Source organism: Citrobacter enshiensis (assembly GCF_029338175.1).
GTDB classification, from domain to species: domain Bacteria; phylum Pseudomonadota; class Gammaproteobacteria; order Enterobacterales; family Enterobacteriaceae; genus Citrobacter_D; species Citrobacter_D enshiensis.
The window spans coordinates 1,433,456-1,451,302 of record NZ_CP119862.1; the positions used below are offsets into that span (position 1 = coordinate 1,433,456).

At 51.5% G+C, this 17,847-nt stretch carries 16 protein-coding genes, 6 tRNA genes and 1 other RNA gene; 11 read left to right on the top strand and 12 right to left on the bottom strand.

The features are described from left to right. Positions 1-24 precede the first annotated feature (24 nt). Genes P2W74_RS06895 through P2W74_RS06905 form a run of 3 tightly spaced genes read left to right on the top strand, consistent with a single transcriptional unit; the run spans position 25 to position 2,428 of the window. Positions 25-1,278, top strand: a complete 1,254-nt coding sequence (locus P2W74_RS06895) for a nucleoside permease (RefSeq protein ID WP_276295137.1) — start codon at positions 25-27, stop codon at positions 1,276-1,278. Between the two features lie 54 nt (positions 1,279-1,332). Further along, entirely contained in the window at positions 1,333-1,491 is a 159-nt protein-coding gene (locus tag P2W74_RS06900) for a XapX domain-containing protein (RefSeq protein ID WP_276294438.1), read from the top strand. Between the two features lie 52 nt (positions 1,492-1,543). Further along, complete coding sequence (locus P2W74_RS06905; RefSeq protein ID WP_276294439.1) at positions 1,544-2,428, top strand: LysR family transcriptional regulator; 885 nt, start codon at positions 1,544-1,546, stop codon at positions 2,426-2,428. 115 nt (positions 2,429-2,543) lie between these two features. On the opposite strand, the gene P2W74_RS06910 is transcribed toward P2W74_RS06905, so the two are convergent. The 5 genes from P2W74_RS06910 to P2W74_RS06930 all read right to left on the bottom strand — a co-directional run bounded on the left by P2W74_RS06910 (position 2,544) and on the right by P2W74_RS06930 (position 3,096). Further along, positions 2,544-2,670, bottom strand: a non-coding RNA gene (locus tag P2W74_RS06910) — RtT sRNA. Between the two features lie 29 nt (positions 2,671-2,699). After that, positions 2,700-2,775: transfer RNA gene (locus P2W74_RS06915), tRNA-Lys, on the bottom strand. A gap of 4 nt (positions 2,776-2,779) precedes the next feature. Then, positions 2,780-2,855, bottom strand: a tRNA-Val gene (locus P2W74_RS06920). Positions 2,856-2,900: 45 nt separating this feature from the next. Then, positions 2,901-2,976, bottom strand: a tRNA-Val gene (locus tag P2W74_RS06925). 44 nt (positions 2,977-3,020) lie between these two features. Next, positions 3,021-3,096 (bottom strand) — tRNA-Val (locus P2W74_RS06930). A gap of 258 nt (positions 3,097-3,354) precedes the next feature. Between P2W74_RS06930 and gltX the strand changes: the two genes are divergently transcribed. Beyond that, entirely contained in the window at positions 3,355-4,770 is a 1,416-nt protein-coding gene (gene gltX, locus P2W74_RS06935; RefSeq protein ID WP_276294440.1) for a glutamate--tRNA ligase, read from the top strand. A gap of 59 nt (positions 4,771-4,829) precedes the next feature. On the opposite strand, the gene P2W74_RS06940 is transcribed toward gltX, so the two are convergent. Together P2W74_RS06940 and P2W74_RS06945 are read right to left on the bottom strand one after the other, a co-directional pair. Beyond that, positions 4,830-5,222 (bottom strand): MerR family transcriptional regulator, encoded by a 393-nt coding sequence (locus P2W74_RS06940; protein ID WP_276294441.1) that lies wholly within the window; start codon positions 5,220-5,222, stop codon positions 4,830-4,832. Position 5,223: 1 nt separating this feature from the next. Further along, positions 5,224-5,586, bottom strand: a complete 363-nt coding sequence (locus P2W74_RS06945) for a YfeC-like transcriptional regulator (protein WP_276294442.1) — start codon at positions 5,584-5,586, stop codon at positions 5,224-5,226. 220 nt (positions 5,587-5,806) lie between these two features. On the opposite strand from P2W74_RS06945, the gene P2W74_RS06950 reads away from it, so the two are divergent. From P2W74_RS06950 to P2W74_RS06960, 3 genes are all read left to right on the top strand, one after another. Next, positions 5,807-5,882, top strand: a tRNA-Ala gene (locus P2W74_RS06950). 38 nt (positions 5,883-5,920) lie between these two features. Continuing rightward, positions 5,921-5,996 (top strand) — tRNA-Ala (locus P2W74_RS06955). A gap of 206 nt (positions 5,997-6,202) precedes the next feature. Then, the gene (locus tag P2W74_RS06960) at positions 6,203-8,401 is read left to right on the top strand and encodes a bifunctional diguanylate cyclase/phosphodiesterase (protein ID WP_276294443.1); all 2,199 of its coding nucleotides are present in this window, start codon (positions 6,203-6,205) and stop codon (positions 8,399-8,401) included. Positions 8,402-8,446: 45 nt separating this feature from the next. On the opposite strand, the gene nupC is transcribed toward P2W74_RS06960, so the two are convergent. Further along, positions 8,447-9,634 (bottom strand): nucleoside permease NupC, encoded by a 1,188-nt coding sequence (nupC, locus tag P2W74_RS06965; protein WP_203360511.1) that lies wholly within the window; start codon positions 9,632-9,634, stop codon positions 8,447-8,449. 306 nt (positions 9,635-9,940) lie between these two features. Here nupC and P2W74_RS23785 point away from each other — a divergent pair, with 306 nt between their 5' ends. Together P2W74_RS23785 and P2W74_RS06970 are read left to right on the top strand one after the other, a co-directional pair. Continuing rightward, entirely contained in the window at positions 9,941-9,997 is a 57-nt protein-coding gene (locus P2W74_RS23785) for a hypothetical protein (protein WP_456064466.1), read from the top strand. Beyond that, the gene (locus P2W74_RS06970) at positions 9,978-11,216 is read left to right on the top strand and encodes an Nramp family divalent metal transporter (protein WP_276294444.1); all 1,239 of its coding nucleotides are present in this window, start codon (positions 9,978-9,980) and stop codon (positions 11,214-11,216) included. The genes P2W74_RS23785 and P2W74_RS06970 overlap by 20 nt, the downstream gene beginning before the upstream one ends. Before the next feature lie 94 nt (positions 11,217-11,310). On the opposite strand, the gene ypeC is transcribed toward P2W74_RS06970, so the two are convergent. Further along, positions 11,311-11,643 (bottom strand): DUF2502 domain-containing protein YpeC, encoded by a 333-nt coding sequence (gene ypeC, locus P2W74_RS06975; protein WP_276294445.1) that lies wholly within the window; start codon positions 11,641-11,643, stop codon positions 11,311-11,313. 126 nt (positions 11,644-11,769) lie between these two features. Then, positions 11,770-12,768, bottom strand: a complete 999-nt coding sequence (gene mgrA, locus P2W74_RS06980; RefSeq protein ID WP_276294446.1) for an L-glyceraldehyde 3-phosphate reductase — start codon at positions 12,766-12,768, stop codon at positions 11,770-11,772. Positions 12,769-12,954: 186 nt separating this feature from the next. On the opposite strand from mgrA, the gene P2W74_RS06985 reads away from it, so the two are divergent. Continuing rightward, a complete protein-coding gene (locus tag P2W74_RS06985; RefSeq protein ID WP_276294447.1) occupies positions 12,955-14,610 on the top strand; it encodes an alpha-keto acid decarboxylase family protein in 1,656 nt (551 codons plus the stop codon). On the opposite strand, the gene P2W74_RS06990 is transcribed toward P2W74_RS06985, so the two are convergent. Continuing rightward, the gene (locus P2W74_RS06990; protein ID WP_276294448.1) at positions 14,611-15,846 is read right to left on the bottom strand and encodes an ion channel protein; all 1,236 of its coding nucleotides are present in this window, start codon (positions 15,844-15,846) and stop codon (positions 14,611-14,613) included. A 204-nt stretch (positions 15,847-16,050) separates the two neighbouring features. On the opposite strand from P2W74_RS06990, the gene glk reads away from it, so the two are divergent. After that, entirely contained in the window at positions 16,051-17,016 is a 966-nt protein-coding gene (glk, locus tag P2W74_RS06995; RefSeq protein WP_276294449.1) for a glucokinase, read from the top strand. Between the two features lie 81 nt (positions 17,017-17,097). On the opposite strand, the gene ypdB is transcribed toward glk, so the two are convergent. Further along, on the bottom strand, positions 17,098-17,838 hold the full coding sequence (gene ypdB / locus P2W74_RS07000) for a two-component system response regulator YpdB (RefSeq protein ID WP_276294450.1): 741 nt from the start codon (positions 17,836-17,838) through the stop codon (positions 17,098-17,100). Between the last annotated feature and the right edge of the window lie 9 nt (positions 17,839-17,847).

Consider the following 17,847-nt stretch of genomic DNA (forward strand, 5'->3'; position numbering starts at 1 on the left):
ATAGGATGCGACAAGGAAACGATGATGAGTATCGCAATGCGCTTAAAAGTGATGTCCTTTTTGCAATATTTTATCTGGGGGAGTTGGCTGGTAACCCTCGGATCTTACATGATTAATACTCTACATTTTACCGGTGCCAATGTGGGCATGGTGTACAGCTCGAAAGGGATCGCGGCGATTATCATGCCTGCCGTGATGGGGATCATTGCCGACAAATGGCTACGCGCGGAACGCGCTTATATGCTGTGCCATCTGGTTTGCGCCGGTGTGCTGTTTTACGCCGCTTCTGTTACCAATGCCGATACCCTGTTTTGGGTGATGCTGGTGAATGCGATGGCGTTTATGCCAACCATTGCGTTGTCAAATAGCGTCTCTTACTCCTGCCTTGCACAGGCGGGGCTTGACCCGGTGGCGGCCTTCCCGCCCATTCGGGTGTTTGGGACGATTGGGTTTATTATTGCGATGTGGGCGGTCAGCCTGCTGCACCTGGAGTTGAGCCGTCTGCAACTTTATATCGCGTCTGGCGCGTCATTGCTGTTGGCGATCTATGCGCTGACGCTGCCCAAAATTCCGGTGGCGGGGAAGAAAGCGACGGCAACGCTTGCCAGCAAACTGGGGCTGGATGCCTTTGTCTTATTCAAAAATCCGCGTATGGCCATTTTCTTTCTCTTCGCCATGCTGCTGGGCGCGGTACTGCAAATCACCAATGTCTTCGGTAATCCATTCCTGCATGATTTTGCCCGTAACCCGGAATTTGCCGACAGTTTTGTCGTGAAGTATCCCTCTCTTTTGCTTTCGGTTTCACAGATGGCGGAAGTGGGGTTTATCCTGACGATCCCATACTTTTTGACGCGTTTCGGCATTAAAACCGTGATGCTGATGAGTATGGTGGCCTGGACGCTTCGCTTTGGTTTCTTTGCGTATGGCGACCCATCTCCGACCGGCTTTATCCTCCTGCTGTTGTCGATGATCGTCTACGGCTGTGCGTTTGATTTCTTCAATATCTCCGGTTCGGTATTTGTTGAGCAGGAAGTAGACGCCAGTATTCGCGCCAGCGCTCAGGGGCTGTTTATGACCATGGTGAACGGCGTGGGGGCCTGGGTCGGATCTCTTCTGAGCGGCATGGCGGTGGACTATTTTTCTGTCGATGGCGTGAAGGACTGGCATACGATCTGGCTGGTTTTTGCCGCTTATGCATTAGGCCTGACCGTGATTTTTGCTATTGGTTTTAAATATAAACATCAACCCGATAAGGTCAGCGCTTCCGTTGTACAGTAATTTTTATCTGCAGCCCCCTGCACGAACCTGCTTTTTTTGATTGAAGGATGTTAAGTGAAAGAAATATTATTCTCTTCCGGTGTCAGTTTAGGTCCTGGTATGTTTTTTACGTTGTTACGATTACCCATTCCTGTACCAAATGTGTTGCCGGGTATTTTATCTAGTGTGTTTATGTATATTGGTTATCAGGTGGTGCAGTTTTTTATTTCCTGACGGAGTGTGATACGTTCAGGTTAACTTTTTAGACACCTGCGGGCTCTTATTTATGGAACGTGTTTATCGTACAGACTTAAAGCTGTTGCGTTATTTTCTCGCCGTTGCTGAAGAGCTCCATTTTGGACGGGCTGCTGCCCGTCTGAATATGTCACAACCTCCTTTAAGTATTCACATAAAAGAACTGGAACAACAACTCGGTACGCTGTTATTTATCCGTCATTCCCGCAGTGTGGCATTAACACATGCAGGTAAAGTATTGATGGAGGAGTCACGTCGTCTGCTGGCCAGTGCAAATCAGGCGCTGGCAAGGGTTGAGCAGATTGGACGGGGCGAGGCAGGGCGCATTGAGTTAGGGGTTGTAGGTACGGCAATGTGGGGCAGAATGCGGCCTTCAATGCGTCTGTTTTTAAAGCAGAATCCCAATGTTGAAGTCGTGTTTCGCGAAAAATCGCCAGGGATGCAAATGGCGTTGCTGGAGCGCCGTGAACTGGATGCCGGAATTTGGCGGATGGCGGTCGAGATACCAGACGGATTTACCCGCCTGCGTTTGCATGAATCCGCATTTTTGGTTGCAGTTCCCGAGGATCATCCGCTGGCTTCCTACACTGCGGTGCCTCTTGAAGCATTACGCAATGAGTATTTTGTTACTCTGCCTTCGGTGCATTCTGACTGGGCATTTCTACAGAAGGTGTGCCAGAACGCCGGATTCTCACCGATGATCGTGCGCGAGGTTGTGGAGCCTCAGACGGTGCTGGCGATGATCAGTATGGGGATTGGCATTACGCTGATGGCGGACGGTTACGCTCAAATGAACTGGCCAGGCGTTGTATTTCGCCCGCTGGAGGAACCTATCCCGGCTGATTTGTATATTGTCTACGAGCAGCAACAGGCGACACCGGCGCTGGAGAAGCTGGTTAGCGCACTGACAGCGTGAGAGAAGCAAAGGTAGGTCTGATAAGCGAAGCGCCATCAGGAAAGTGAAGCAAATGTTCCAAACCGCAGATAGCAAAAAGGCGCCTTTAGGGCGCCTTTAGGGCGCCTTTTTACATTGGTGGGGCGTGCAGGATGACTCGCTTCGCTCGCCCTTCGGGCCGTCGTCGCAAGCGACTCCGTTGTTTCGCTGCGCTCAACACCGAACCTGCAGCAGGTTCGAATCGTACAAACCGCAGATAGCAAAAAGGCACCTTTAGGGTGCCTTTTTACATTGGTGGGGCGTGCAGGATTCGAACCTGCGACCAATTGATTAAAAGTCAACTGCTCTACCAACTGAGCTAACGCCCCGAAGTGGTGGGTGATGACGGGATCGAACCGCCGACCCCCTCCTTGTAAGGGAGGTGCTCTCCCAGCTGAGCTAATCACCCACTTCGGTACTTCACATTTTGCAAGAAATCCAGCTGGCGAGAAAGTGGTGGGTGATGACGGGATCGAACCGCCGACCCCCTCCTTGTAAGGGAGGTGCTCTCCCAGCTGAGCTAATCACCCACTTCTCAATTTCTTGCTACACGGCGGAGACTACATAAAGTAGTTGGTGGGTGATGACGGGATCGAACCGCCGACCCCCTCCTTGTAAGGGAGGTGCTCTCCCAGCTGAGCTAATCACCCCCGCTGTGTGGAGTCGCATTATAGGGAGAGTTGAAAATGAGTCAACGCCTTTTCTAAATAATTTGTTTGTTCGTCGTAAAATTAGACAAAACGATCGCAAAACGGCCCGCGCCGCATGATTTATAAACAAAAATGGCAAAGCGTGATGTTCCAACCGGATCAACATTGAGGAATCAAGCCACAGTGATAGAATACCGACCTACCGATCTTTCCAGGATTTGCCGGTTTTCGGCATCTTTATAAACGTAAGGCCATTTCATGAAAATTAAAACTCGCTTCGCGCCCAGCCCGACAGGATATCTGCACGTCGGCGGTGCGCGTACTGCTCTTTATTCCTGGCTTTTTGCACGTAATCACGACGGTGAGTTCGTGCTGCGTATTGAAGACACCGATCTCGAACGTTCCACGCCGGAAGCTATTGAAGCCATTATGGATGGCATGAACTGGCTGAGCCTGGAATGGGACGAGGGTCCGTACTACCAGACAAAACGCTTTGATCGCTATAACGCGGTGATTGATGAAATGCTCGAAGCAGGGACCGCATATAAATGCTACTGCTCTAAAGAGCGTCTGGAAGCGTTGCGTGAAGAACAAATGGCGAAAGGCGAGAAGCCACGCTACGACGGCCGCTGCCGCCATGGTCACGAACATCATGCGGAAGATGAACCGTGCGTGGTGCGTTTTGCCAACCCGCAGGATGGTTCCGTTATTTTTGACGATCAGATCCGTGGCCCGATCGAATTTAGCAACCAGGAGCTGGACGATCTCATTATTCGCCGCACTGACGGCTCTCCGACCTACAACTTCTGTGTGGTTGTCGATGACTGGGATATGGAGATCACCCACGTTATCCGTGGTGAAGACCATATCAACAACACTCCGCGCCAGATCAACATCCTCAAAGCGCTGAATGCGCCAGTGCCGGTTTATGCACACGTGTCCATGATCAACGGTGATGACGGTAAAAAGCTCTCCAAACGTCATGGCGCGGTAAGCGTGATGCAATACCGTGATGACGGTTATCTGCCGGAAGCGTTGCTGAACTATCTGGTCCGTCTGGGCTGGTCCAGCGGTGACCAGGAAATCTTTACCCGTGAAGAGATGATCAAGCTCTTTTCTCTGGGTGCGGTGAGCAAGTCTGCCAGCGCGTTCAATACTGAAAAACTGCAATGGCTGAACCATCACTACATTAATACTCTGGCACCGGAATATGTGGCGACTCACCTGCAATGGCACATTGAGCAGGAAAACATCGACACCCGCGTTGGCCCGCAGCTGGCTGAACTGGTGAAATTGCTGGGTGAGCGTTGTAAGACCCTGAAAGAGATGGCGCAAAGCTGCCGTTACTTCTACGAAGATTTCGCTGAGTTTGATGCTGATGCAGCGAAAAAACATTTGCGTCCGGTTGCGCGTCAGCCGCTGGAAGTGGTGCGTGACAAACTGACCGCCATCAGCGACTGGACTGCAGAGAATGTTCACCACGCTATTCAGGCGACTGCCGATGAGCTGGAAGTAGGTATGGGTAAAGTTGGGATGCCGCTGCGCGTTGCCGTCACTGGCGCGGGTCAGTCCCCTGGTCTGGACGTTACCGTTCATGCTATCGGGAAATCCCGTAGCATCGAACGTATCAACAAAGCGCTGGCGTTTATTGCTGAGCGTGAAAATCAGCAGTAAAACAGACGGGTAAATACAAAACGGCAGGAGTGTATCCTGCCGTTTTTTTTGGGGGGATGTTACTTAGATTCGTCAATATTCAGGCGGGCGAGAAAGCCGCGAATACCTTCACGTGACAGTAACTGCGCCAGTTTTTCTTGTTCTGTTGAGGACATGTTGTCCAACGCATCAACAATCTGGCGATACGCATGACTGTGAGCAAAATGCTCGTATTCCGCGAGGGGTTCTTCCATTTGATAAAACGCAGGGGTTTTACGAAAGGCAGGAATATTGAGGATAAATTCCCGTACGCTGGCATCAATATGAATGAGTCTTGCCCGACCACCTTTAACACCGGGGAATTTTTCTGTTTTCCAGTTTTGTTCTCTGATCCAACGGTTAACAGTTTGTTTGGCCACATTCAGGCACTCCGCCAGCTCTTCCGTGGTCATTTTGCTGCGTAATCTTTTCATATTATTTGCTATCGCGGATCCCTAAGCGTTGTAACAAACCGGTAATTCCTTCCCGTAGGAGCAATGACGTAAAGTTCTTCTGTTCCGAAGGCGTCATCTCTTTGGCGAGTGTGATGAGCAGAGTCTCAAGTGAAGTATCACCGGCCAGCGGAAAAGGTTCCGCCATACCTTCAGTTAAGCGTTCGGCACTACGGATATATTCACGCACCTGTTCATTGACATGAACCAGACGTGCCTTGCCTCCCTGAACTCCGGGTTTTGGTGATGTCGCCCATCCTTCCTTGCGTACCCATTTATTGATGGTCTGTCGGCTGTAACCGGTCAGATTCGCGAGTTCTTCTGGCGTCATCCGTTCCTTGAACATAAGATTCCCTGAATAGATGTGGGGTTAATTAGTGGTTCATTTTATAGCACCATTTTAATAGAAACCGTGACGGGATTAACTACTGAATGCGAGTTGTTACGCAATGTTCTTCATTTGCATGCTTTTTCAGCGATTGAGTTCTGCAGGGTAATTTTGCCGTTGACACGTGCGAAGGGAATTCATATGATGCCGCCCGTCAACTCGACAAGCTTTACGTAATGGGGCTATAGCTCAGCTGGGAGAGCGCTTGCATGGCATGCAAGAGGTCAGCGGTTCGATCCCGCTTAGCTCCACCAAATTCTATCCCAAGGAATTTGGTACGTAATCGCATCGTGGGGCTATAGCTCAGCTGGGAGAGCGCTTGCATGGCATGCAAGAGGTCAGCGGTTCGATCCCGCTTAGCTCCACCAAAATTTTAACCCTCGCTGAAAAGCGGGGGTTTTTTATATCTGCGTTTTTCCTTTCTATTTCATGCGGTTTAACCCTTCGTTGTGTACCTCTATGCGATGCAATAGCTCGCAAAGCCTGGCGTTGAGCGGGTATCAGGTTGCTTCGTGTCGCGAATAAACTTATCATTTATGCGTCAACTTTATCGTTCTATGAGAGCATTAACGTAATGCCAGTGATGCATAACATGTTAAAAAACATAAGAAAATTTACTCTGGCTTTAGCGCTTTCCGTTATTGCGATACAGTTTTCTCGTTTGATTTCCCCGTTAGCCGTTGTTGATTCCAGCTCTATTTACTTAGCCTGGCTGCCACTGTGTGTCGTTTATTCCGTACTGTTTCTCTTTGGCAGACACGGTATTGCGCCAGTCGTTCTCGGCATGATGCTGACCAATCAGTGGAATTTCCACCTGCCGTTTGCACAGGCAGCGGTTCTGTTGTTTTGCCAGCTCTTTTTTGTGTTAGGGATGTGCGCGCTGGTGCGCTGGCAAATCGGCTCGCGTTGGCGATATCGACTCCCTGACAAAAATATCTGGGTGAGGGTGTTCTGGCTGGGGGGGGTTGCTCCCATTGGGATCAAAGTCATGATGCACCTGGCCGGGCGTTACCTGGATTACCCGGTAGAGATTTCAACCTTTTTTGGTACTGCGACGGCTATTTACACGATTGTCGACGTTTTAAGTTTGATTTCTGCCGCGCTGATTTTCACTTTATTTTTCTACTTTCCCATGCGGATGATAGCGAATCCGCGTTATGCGCGCTTGTTTTGGCGCAGGGAAGTCGTATCCCGTATTCGCAAAAAGAATCGACTCTATATCATGGGTTGGCTGATGGTGCTGTCGGCGTTGTTGGGGGTGATGTGTACGCCGTACCATGCTGACTATGTTGCAGGTTACCTTGTCCCGGTGTTCTTCATTGTTTTTACGCTGGGTATCGGCAAGTTCAGCTATCCATTTTTGAATCTCAGTTGGGCTGTCTCAGCGCTTGCCTTACTGACGTACAACAAAAATTTCCTGCAGGGAGTGGTATCAGCCTATTCGCTGGCTTTTATTCTCTCCGTACTGATTTCTTTCAGTATTTGTATGCTTTACATGGCGCGGATGTACCAGCGTGGAGAATGGCTTAATCGGCGCTGGCAGTCGCAAGCACTGACGGATCCGCTCACCCAATTACCCAATCTTCGGGCGCTGGAGAAATTCCTCGGTAACGAGTCCGGGCAGAGTGTGTGTTGCCTGCGCATGGAAAATCTGGAGTTTCTGAGCCGTCATTACGGCATGCTGATGCGCGTTCATTGCAAGAAGTCGATATTTCGCGCCTTACAGCCGCTGCTGTTGGAAAAAGAGAGTGTCTTTCAACTGCCGGGTAGCGAGCTGTTGCTGGTACTGACAGGGCCGGAGACCGAAGCCAGATTGCAGCATATGGTCAACCTTCTCAACAGTCGAAAAATCCACTGGAATAATACCGGACTGGATATGGAGTATGGCGCGTCCTGGGGGACGTTCGATGGCCGGCAAGAAACATTACAACCTATGCTCGGGCAACTGAGCTGGCTGGCGGAACAATCCTGCACGCACCAGCAGGTTCTGGCGCTGACGAATAGTCTTGAGGTGGCTTCCGGGCAGACGACCGAGCGGGTATTGCTACTGCAAAAAATACGTAGCGCCCTGGAAAGCGACGATTTGGTTTTGTATGCACAACCGATTTATGACGCGCAAGGGAAGGGCTACCATGAGATTCTGGCGCGGCTGAGAAGTGATGACGGCCTGATGATGCCTGACCAGTTTATCCCCTTAATTACCCGCTTTAACCTCAGTGCGCGCTTCGACTTACAGGTGGTGGAGGCGTTGCTGAAATGGCTCTCTGTGCATCCTTCACAACAGAAGGGGGCGCGTTTTTCCGTCAATTTGATGCCGCTAACGCTGATGCAGAAAGAGATCTCGCTGCACATTATTCGTCTGTTCAAACGTTATCAGATAGCGCCAGAAAGCGTGATCATTGAGATTACGGAAGAACAGGCTTTTTCTAACTCAGAGAGTAGCGTGCAGAATATTGAACATCTGCGTAAATTCGGTTTCAGGATAGCTATCGATGATTTTGGGACCGGGTACGCCAACTATGAACGTCTGAAACGGTTGAAAGCCGACATTATCAAGATTGATGGTTGCTTCGTGAAAGACATTGTGACTGATTCCCTGGATGCCATGATCGTCAAATCCATCACCGATATGGCAAAAGCAAAGTCTCTGAGCGTGGTGGCTGAATTTGTCGAAACCCCGGAACAGCAGGCGCTTTTATTCAGTCTTGGCGTGAACCATCTGCAGGGTTACCTGATTGGGCGGCCCAGTCCGCTGGCAGAATTGCAGGCATAAAAAAACCGGGGAGAAGCCCCCCGGTTTTCAATGTTATCTCTTAGATTACAGAACCAGTGCAGCGATAGACGCTGACAGTACGCTGACCAGCGTAGAGCCATACACCAGCTTCAGACCAAAACGGGAAACCACGTTGCCTTGCTCTTCATTCAGGCCTTTGATTGCGCCTGCGATGATACCGATAGAAGAGAAGTTAGCGAAGGAAACGAGGAAGACAGACAGGATACCTTCAGCGCGCGGAGAAAGCGTTGAGGCGATTTTCTGCAGATCCATCATCGCAACAAACTCGTTAGAAACCAGCTTGGTCGCCATAATACTGCCCACCTGCAGCGCTTCGTTCGCCGGAACACCCATTACCCAGGCAATCGGATAGAAGATGTAACCCAGAATGCCCTGGAAGGAGATACCCAGTACGGCAGCAAACAGCGCGTTCAGTGCGGCAATCAGGGCGATGAAACCAATCAGCATTGCGGCAACAATAATCGCGACTTTAAAACCAGCCAGAATGTATTCACCCAACATTTCGAAGAAACTTTGGCCTTCGTGCAGGTTGGACATCTGAATATCTTCTTCGCTGGCTTCAACGCGATACGGGTTGATCAGAGACAGCACGATAAAGGTGCTGAACATGTTCAGAACCAGCGCAGCAACCACATATTTCGGGTCCAGCATGGTCATGTAAGCGCCGACGATAGACATGGAAACCGTGGACATCGCCGTGGCTGCCATGGTGTACATGCGGTTGCGCGACATTTTGCCAAGAATATCTTTATAGGCAATAAAGTTCTCGGACTGTCCCAGAATCAGGGAGCTCACGGCGTTAAAGGATTCCAGTTTGCCCATACCGTTGACTTTGGAGAGCAGGAAACCGATAGCACGGATAACGATCGGCAGGACGCGAATATGCTGGAGAATACCGATCAGCGCAGAAATAAAGACGATAGGGCAAAGGACTTTCAGGAAGAAGAACGCCAGACCTTTATCGTTCATGTTGCCAAAGACGAAGTTTGTCCCTTCATTGGCAAACCCGAGCAGTTTTTCAAACATCTCGGAGAAGCCTTTTACGAAGCCCAGACCGACGTTCGAGTTCAGGAAGAACCAGGCCAGTAATACTTCAATGACGAGTAACTGAATAACGTAACGAATACGAATTTTTTTACGGTCATGGCTTACCAGCAGCGCGAGCACTGCAACGACGGCGAGGGCCAGGACAAAATGAAGGACGCGGTCCATATTTGCTCCAAATATGAGGCAGGTTTAATTTCCGTGCACATTCTATGCAACAACACCAAAGAAAACGAGATCAAACACACACTATAATAAGGACCTGTGACGAGATTCAAAATTAGTGATCTGCGATACACTTCCCCTATGTTTAGTATGGAAGTGAAAAGTTATGTCATTGTGCTAATCTAATAACAATTATTAAACAATATACTGCCATACCCCAATACCTCAGCGATCCATCGTTCAACACTATCAGAGAAATCAACTTTACCCGCTTTAACGCACTTGATAATCATTATCAATAAACATAACATGAAACATAGCAAAGGCTATGTTTCTGAGGCACAAGATGACAGACGATCGCGTTGAGAGTAGCAGTGGACGGGCAGCGCGCAAGTTGAGGCTCGCATTAATGGGACCTGCGTTCATCGCGGCTATCGGATATATCGATCCCGGTAACTTTGCGACCAACATTCAGGCCGGGGCCAGCTTTGGGTATCAACTGCTGTGGGTGGTCATCTGGGCCAACCTGATGGCGATGTTGATCCAGGTGCTGTCGGCCAAACTCGGTATTGCTACCAGTAAAAATCTCGCGGAACAGATTCGCGACCACTACCCGCGTCCTGTGGTCTGGTTCTACTGGGTTCAGGCCGAAATTATCGCCATGGCGACCGATCTGGCGGAGTTTATCGGCGCGGCCATCGGCTTTAAACTCATTCTCGGCATCTCGTTATTGCAGGGGGCGGTACTGACCGGTATTGCCACGTTTTTGATTCTGATGCTGCAACGCCGTGGGCAGAAACCACTCGAGAAAGTGATTGGCGGATTGTTGCTCTTTGTGGCGGCAGCTTACATTGTGGAGTTGATTTTCTCCCAGCCGAATCTGGCGCAACTGAGTAAAGGGGTGATTATCCCGAGTTTACCCAACTCTGAAGCCGTCTTCCTGGCGGCCGGGGTTCTGGGGGCGACGATCATGCCGCACGTTATTTATCTGCACTCTTCTTTAACTCAGCACCTGCACGGCGGTTCGCGCCAGCAGCGCTATTCGGCAACCAAATGGGATGTGGCTATCGCGATGACTATCGCGGGGTTTGTGAACCTGGCGATGATGGCGACAGCCGCCGCGGCTTTTCACTTTAGCGGCCACACCGGCATTGCCGATCTTGATCAAGCCTATTTAACACTGGAGCCGTTGCTCAGCCATGCCGCCGCCACCGTTTTCGGGTTGAGCCTTGTGGCTGCGGGGCTCTCCTCTACCGTGGTGGGAACCCTGGCAGGGCAGGTCGTGATGCAAGGGTTTATTCGCTTTCATATTCCTCTGTGGGTACGCCGTACGGTCACTATGCTGCCGTCGTTTATTGTGATTCTGATGGGGCTTGATCCGACGCGTATTCTGGTTATGAGCCAGGTACTGCTCAGCTTTGGTATTGCGCTGGCGCTGGTGCCTTTACTGCTTTTCACCAGCGACCGTTCCCTGATGGGTGATTTGGTCAACACCTCGTGGGTAAAATATCTGGGATGGCTGATTGTCATACTGGTTGTCGCGCTGAACATCTGGCTGCTGGTCGGTACGGCACTGGGATTGTAATAATAACCGCCGCCGGACGTGCCGTGTTTGTCGTAACGAGAAGATTTTCTGATATAAACAGAACGCAATAAAAAAGAGCCCGAAGGCTCTTTTTTTAATGGTGATGTTTTTTACCGTGACCGTGGCCATGACCCCGATGATCATCGCGATCATTCCAGCCTTCACGGTATCCGCGTTCGTAAGCTTTGCGCTTATCCCAACCACGGTGATAACCATTGTCATGTCGCGACCAGCGATTCTGGCGCCATTCATAATGATGGTGCCAATAATCGCGGTCACGCCAGTATCCGCCGTCCCAGTAGTTACCGTAATTGTCGCGATCGCCAATTTGTAATTTTATTGATGGCAACAGGGTGATTTCGCCAGCGTTAGCGGCCAGCGGTGTAAAAGCCAGTAAGGCTGCCGCCAGAATCAGTGACCTGAACATTCTTTTTCTCCTTCACGATCGAAGCCGTAACCGGCCTGTTAACGTAATATTACGAGGCAGTAAAGCCCCGTTTCATCGCCTTAACTCTTAAATCTTGTAGGAGAGCACTTTTTGTTAAAACTGTATTTATTTTGCACTATTCAGGATGGCGTCAATCTCTGCACATTCCTCGGCGGAGAAGTGGCGGTTTGCCAGCATCCCAATAGCGTCCTCTATTTGCGCGCATTTACTGGCGCCAATCAGCACGGAGGTGACGTTATCATCGCGTAGTACCCAGGCTAATGCCATTTGCGAAAGCTTCTGTCCCCGTCGCGCGGCCAGCGCATTCAACTGGCGGACTTTATCCAGTTTTTCTGCGGTGATCTGCTCAGGATTCAGGAAACGGCTTGTGCTGGCTGCACGGGAATCGGCAGGAATACCATTGAGATAGCGGTCAGTTAATTGCCCCCCTGCCAGAGGTGAAAACGCGATACTCCCGACACCTTTCTCCTGCAACAACGATAAAAGACCGCCTTCCACCCAGCGTTCAAACATCGAGTATTTGGGTTGGTGGATCAGACAGGGCGTTCCCAGATCGTCGAGAATCTCAATAGCTTGTCGCGCAAGGTCTGCCGGATAATTGGAAAGCCCCACATAAAGCGCCTTCCCCTGACGCACGACATGATCCAGCGCCTTCATCGTCTCTTTGAGGGGTGTTTCGGGGTCGGGACGGTGGTGGTAAAAAATATCGACATACTCAAGCCCCATGCGTTTCAGGCTTTGATCAAGACTGGAGATCAGATATTTACGCGAGCCCCAATCGCCGTAAGGTCCCTCCCACATGGTGTAACCCGCTTTGGTGGAAATGATGAGCTCGTCGCGCCACGGTAAAAAATCTTCCTGGAGAATACGCCCGAAGTTGCGTTCTGCGGAGCCGGGTGGCGGACCGTAGTTGTTGGCGAGATCAAAATGGGTGATACCCAGGTCAAAGGCCCGCTGCAGGAGCGAGCGACTGTTTTCTAGCTGGGTGGTGTCGCCAAAATTGTGCCATAGCCCCAGTGAAATCGCGGGGAGCTTTAATCCGCTCTGACCACAGCGGCGGTATTCCATTGTCCGATAACGATTTTCATCAGCCCGATAAGCCATTTTGTTACCCCTGTTAGTGACGTCTTCTTTTCAGTGTATACGTTTACACTGAACCTAATTCAATGAGATTACGCTGCGAAAAACTGTAAATTTTGCTTTCCACCCCCAATCGCCGTGACGTTTCTGGACAGCTATCACAGTTCTTTAATACTCAACAGTGAGGTTACCGTCAGAAGGATAGCTGTCATGAAAACCCTCTATTCAATCGCGGATTATCTGCTGGACAGACTGGCAGGTTGCGGTATCAACCATCTTTTTGGTGTGCCGGGCGATTATAATTTGCAGTTTCTCGACCATGTTATTGAGCACCCCGAGGTACGTTGGGTTGGGTGTGCAAACGAACTGAACGCCGCCTATGCTGCCGATGGTTACGCCCGGGTAGCAGGGGCAGGGGCGTTACTGACAACATTTGGCGTTGGTGAATTAAGCGCCATCAACGGTATTGCGGGAAGCTACGCAGAGTTTGTCCCCGTCTTGCATATTGTGGGGGCGCCTTGCCAGGGCGCACAGCGAAAGAGGGAGTTGATGCACCACACCCTTGGCGACGGTGATTTTCAGCACTTTTACCGTATGAGCCAGTCGGTAACGGTTGCCAGCGCCATACTGGATGAACAAAACGCCTGTCATGAAATTGACCGCGTACTGCGTGAAATGCTGACCGAGCGGCGACCCGGTTATCTGATGCTTCCCGCAGACGTGGCCAGATCGCCTGCGACGCCGTTTGCAAATGCGCTCACGGTAACGCCGTCTGAGCCAGACAGCAGCGTCGTGGCGGCGTTTCGCTACCATGCCCGCCAGCGGTTGATGAACAGCCCACGGGTCGCATTGTTAGCTGATTTTCTGGCATTGCGTTTTGGCTTGCAGCCGGTGCTTCAACGCTGGATGGCGGAGACACCCATGGCGCATGCCACCTTATTGATGGGAAAAGGGCTGTTTGATGAGCAGCATCCGCATTTCGTCGGCACCTACAGCGCCAGCGCCAGCAGTGAATATGTGCGTCAGGCGATAGAGGATGTCGATATGACCATTTGTGTCGGCACCCGATTTATTGACACGCTGACCGCCGGTTTCAGTCAGCAGCTCCCGCAGGAACGCACTATTGACGTCCAGCCTCATGCCTCGCGAGTGGGCAATACCTGGTTCAGCGGCCTTTCTATGGAACAGGCCGTCACCACATTACGAGAATTGTGCCTGGAGTTGTCTTTTTCCCCGCCTCCAGATCGTCCTCCTGTTGCGCGTACGCGGGTAGAAAAGGGTCCACTGACGCAGGAAAATTTCTGGCATACGCTGCAGAAGTATCTGGTTCCCGGGGATATCGTGCTTGCCGATCAGGGCACCGCCGCGTTTGGCGCAGCCTCTCTGTCGCTCCCCGCCGGAGTGGACGTGCTGGTACAGCCGCTTTGGGGATCGATTGGCTACTCGCTGCCTGCCGCATTTGGCGCACAAACAGCCGCTCCTGACCGCCGGGTGATCCTGATAACCGGTGATGGCGCGGCGCAACTGACCATTCAGGAACTGGGGTCAATGATGCGCAATGGGCAGGCGCCGATCGTTTTAGTGCTCAATAATGACGGTTACACCGTGGAACGCGCCATTCACGGGGAGAACCAGCGTTATAACGACATTGCGAACTGGAACTGGACCCAGGTGCCGCATGCGTTGAATGCGGAAGGCCAGGCTGAATGCTGGCGGGTGACGCAGGCCGTTCAACTGGACGAGGTGCTTGAACGGCTGAAATATCCGCAGCGGCTTTCGCTCATCGAAGTCATGTTGCCGAAAGCCGATTTACCGGATCTGTTAAGGACGCTCACCCGCTCGCTGGAGGCGCATAATGGGGCTTAGTTATTCATCGTGACGATGGGCGATCATCATCGGTTTCCCTGCCAGCAATAGCCACGCCGGGAGCATTACGATACACAACAATGGCAGCAGGGTGGCGTTAGGGACGACGACTGCTGCCATAAACAGGCTCAGCCAGCCGTCACGCGTGACCACCAGTACCAACCCAAGAATCGCGCAGGATACGGTGATGGCTGCCGGAACCGCCTCCACGTGGGCGTGCAGCATCAAACCTAACGCCACGCCCACAAACACCGCAGGAAATATCCGTCCGCCGCGAAAACCGCTGGCGGCTGCAACGACCAGGGCTGCCAGTTTTATCACCGCGAGCATAAAAAAGTCGGAGGTGCCTAGTGTCTGGCTAAAGGCCAGTTGCTGCATCTCGTCCAGACCTTTAAATAAGGTCAATGGTCCACCGATCACGCCCAGAATACCCAGGATAAAGCCGCCGACGCCCAGCATCAGTACCGGGTTTTTCAGCCGATGTATCAGGCGGTGCAAACGCGGCAAACACCAGACTGCCACCATCCCTGTCGCTATCGCAATTGCCGCCACGATCGCACCACTGAAGATATCCACCAGTTGCATCTGCGCGTAGTGGGCAATGGGTAAAGAAAAATGAGGATGAAAAAACAGGCTGGTCGTGAGTGACCCCGCTGCGGCAGCCATCATGGGAGCAAACAGGCGATCCCACAAGGGGATGTCGTTGGTGCCGTTCAGCGTTTGTGAAAATATCAGCGCGGCGGCAACCGGAGTGCCAAACAACGCCCCAATGGTGCCGGCAGACGCCAGAATAGTCCAGTCAAGGGCACCAATTCGGGGGAACAGGCGAGCGCCAAGGGCAACGGCCAACGCGATATTTACGGCCATAATGGGATGTTCCGGACCAAGGCTGACTCCGCCAGCCAGACCGAGGATCAGCGCCATCAGTAAACCGGGAAGTGCGCCTGGGTTGACCGGTGCGCTGATCAAAGGCTCTGTTGCTGGATCGGGGCCGGCATGGCCAGGACTGAAGCGGATAACCAGCCCGACCATAATCCCGGTCAGCGTCAGGATGCCGACAATCCATAGCGATGAGTCGTGAGCCACGCCGAGACTGGCAGGCAGACGTTCCCACAGTATCTGCTGTAACGCGTTCGCGACTTTCATTACAGCGATTAATATCAGACTGGATACGACCCCGATGACCAGCGCGGGAAGTGATAATGCCAGCATAGTTCTGGCTCGCGGATGGAGCATGATTCATTCCTTGTACAAGGGTATAAGCCATAGTTTGCACAACCTGCTGGTTGTCATCGCTGCAAATGGTGCTGAAACGATAAAGTAATTCTGTGACCCAGATCGATATTTTCAGGGAGCCCGCTTTCCAGGCGTTGTTGTTATGCCTTCGTGAATCTACAGTGTGGCAAAGAATCATTTTGACTTTAGCGGAGCAGTAGAAGAATGACAAAGTATGCATTAGTAGGTGATGTCGGCGGCACCAACGCGCGTCTTGCTCTGTGCGATATCGCCAGCGGAGAGATTTCGCAGGCGAAAACCTATTCGGGGCTTGATTACCCGAGCCTGGAAGCCGTTGTACGTGTCTATCTGGATGAGCATAGCGCCAGGGTGGAAGACGGATGTATCGCCATTGCTTGTCCTGTCACCGGTGATTGGGTGGCAATGACCAACCATAGCTGGGCATTTTCTATTGCGGAAATGAAAAAGAATTTGGGGTTCAGCCATCTGGAAATCATCAATGATTTCACCGCCGTGTCGATGGCAATCCCGATGCTGAAAAAAGAGCACTTGATTCAGTTCGGCGGTGCGGAACCTGTTGAAGGTAAGCCCATCGCGGTGTATGGCGCGGGAACCGGCTTAGGCGTGGCGCATTTGGTGCATGTGGCTAAGCGTTGGGTCAGTCTGCCGGGCGAGGGGGGGCACGTTGACTTTGCACCGAACAGTGAAGAAGAAGGCATCATTCTGGAAGAACTGCGCGCCGAAATTGGTCACGTTTCGGCTGAACGTGTGCTGTCAGGCCCAGGTCTTGTGAACTTGTATCGTGCGATTGTGAAATCAGACGGGCGTCTGCCGGAGAATTTGCAACCGAAGGATGTCACTGAGCGCGCGCTGGCGGATACCTGCATTGATTGTCGTCGTGCGCTGTCGTTGTTTTGCGTCATTATGGGGCGCTTCGGCGGCAATCTGGCGCTAACGCTGGGGACCTTTGGCGGTGTCTATATTGCGGGTGGCATCGTGCCGCGTTTCCTGGAGTTCTTTAAAGCATCCGGCTTCCGTGGAGGATTTGAAGATAAAGGCCGTTTCAAAGCCTATGTTCAGGATATTCCTGTCTATCTGATCGTCCATGACAATCCGGGGTTACTCGGCTCCGGCGCGCATCTGCGCCAGACGCTGGGGCATATTCTGTAATCGGAGTACCGGATGGTGTCTACGACGCCATCCGGTAACAAAAACACCCCAAAACAAACGTAATAATCACTCGTTCCCGAGCTACAAATGCATTAACTGCCTGAACTCTTTCACTTTGCTCCGACTCACCGGCACTTCAAATTCCAGATCTTTGAGCCGCAGAATGTAGGTGTTATTAAACCAGGGCTCAATCTCGCGAATTTTATTCAGATTCACGCAAAATGAGCGGTGGCAGCGGAAGAAATGCGACGCCGGAAGTTTGCTGCAAAATTCGGTGATATTCATTGGCATGACATACGATTCCCGCCGTGTATAAACAAAGGTCATCTTTTCATGGGCTTCAGCGTAATAAATATCGTTGATCGGCGTGACGATGATCCGCTCATCTTTGACTAAGTTGATGGTGTCATTCTCGCGCGTTACGGGATTAGCGGGCGCAGTTCCGGGCTGCAGTTGCTGTTGTTGCCAGGCTGATTCCAGTTTTTGCAGCATGCCGACAATACGTGACTCCTGATAGGGTTTCAGAATGTAGTCAAATGCTTCCAGTTCGAACGCTTCCACCGCATGCTCCTTCCACGCGGTGATAAACACGATAAACGGTTTATGGGCGAACTGACTGATGTTTTGCGCCAACAGGACGCCATCCAGTGACGGAATATTAATATCCAGAAAGATGGCATCGACGCGGTTATGCTGAAGAAACTTCAGAACATCCAGACCATCGTCAAACGTACCGACAATCTCCATCTGGCTGTGTTCTTTTATCAGCCAGCTTAACTCTTGCTGGGCAAGGAACTCATCTTCAACAATGATGACTTTCACAACACATCT

What these genes read in the sequence shown, in the direction of transcription:
- P2W74_RS06985 (WP_276294447.1), top strand. Translation starts at nt 12,955, where the DNA reads ATGAAAACCCTCTATTCAATCGCGGATTATCTGCTGGACAGACTGGCA.
- nupC (WP_203360511.1), bottom strand. Translation starts at nt 9,634, where the DNA reads ATGGACCGCGTCCTTCATTTTGTCCTGGCCCTCGCCGTCGTTGCAGTG.
- glk (WP_276294449.1), top strand. Translation starts at nt 16,051, where the DNA reads ATGACAAAGTATGCATTAGTAGGTGATGTCGGCGGCACCAACGCGCGT.
- P2W74_RS06940 (WP_276294441.1), bottom strand. Translation starts at nt 5,222, where the DNA reads ATGAAAAGATTACGCAGCAAAATGACCACGGAAGAGCTGGCGGAGTGC.
- P2W74_RS06970 (WP_276294444.1), top strand. Translation starts at nt 9,978, where the DNA reads ATGACAGACGATCGCGTTGAGAGTAGCAGTGGACGGGCAGCGCGCAAG.
- P2W74_RS06945 (WP_276294442.1), bottom strand. Translation starts at nt 5,586, where the DNA reads ATGTTCAAGGAACGGATGACGCCAGAAGAACTCGCGAATCTGACCGGT.
- ypeC (WP_276294445.1), bottom strand. Translation starts at nt 11,643, where the DNA reads ATGTTCAGGTCACTGATTCTGGCGGCAGCCTTACTGGCTTTTACACCG.
- gltX (WP_276294440.1), top strand. Translation starts at nt 3,355, where the DNA reads ATGAAAATTAAAACTCGCTTCGCGCCCAGCCCGACAGGATATCTGCAC.
- mgrA (WP_276294446.1), bottom strand. Translation starts at nt 12,768, where the DNA reads ATGGCTTATCGGGCTGATGAAAATCGTTATCGGACAATGGAATACCGC.
- P2W74_RS06895 (WP_276295137.1), top strand. Translation starts at nt 25, where the DNA reads ATGAGTATCGCAATGCGCTTAAAAGTGATGTCCTTTTTGCAATATTTT.
- P2W74_RS06960 (WP_276294443.1), top strand. Translation starts at nt 6,203, where the DNA reads ATGCCAGTGATGCATAACATGTTAAAAAACATAAGAAAATTTACTCTG.
- P2W74_RS06905 (WP_276294439.1), top strand. Translation starts at nt 1,544, where the DNA reads ATGGAACGTGTTTATCGTACAGACTTAAAGCTGTTGCGTTATTTTCTC.
- P2W74_RS06990 (WP_276294448.1), bottom strand. Translation starts at nt 15,846, where the DNA reads ATGCTCCATCCGCGAGCCAGAACTATGCTGGCATTATCACTTCCCGCG.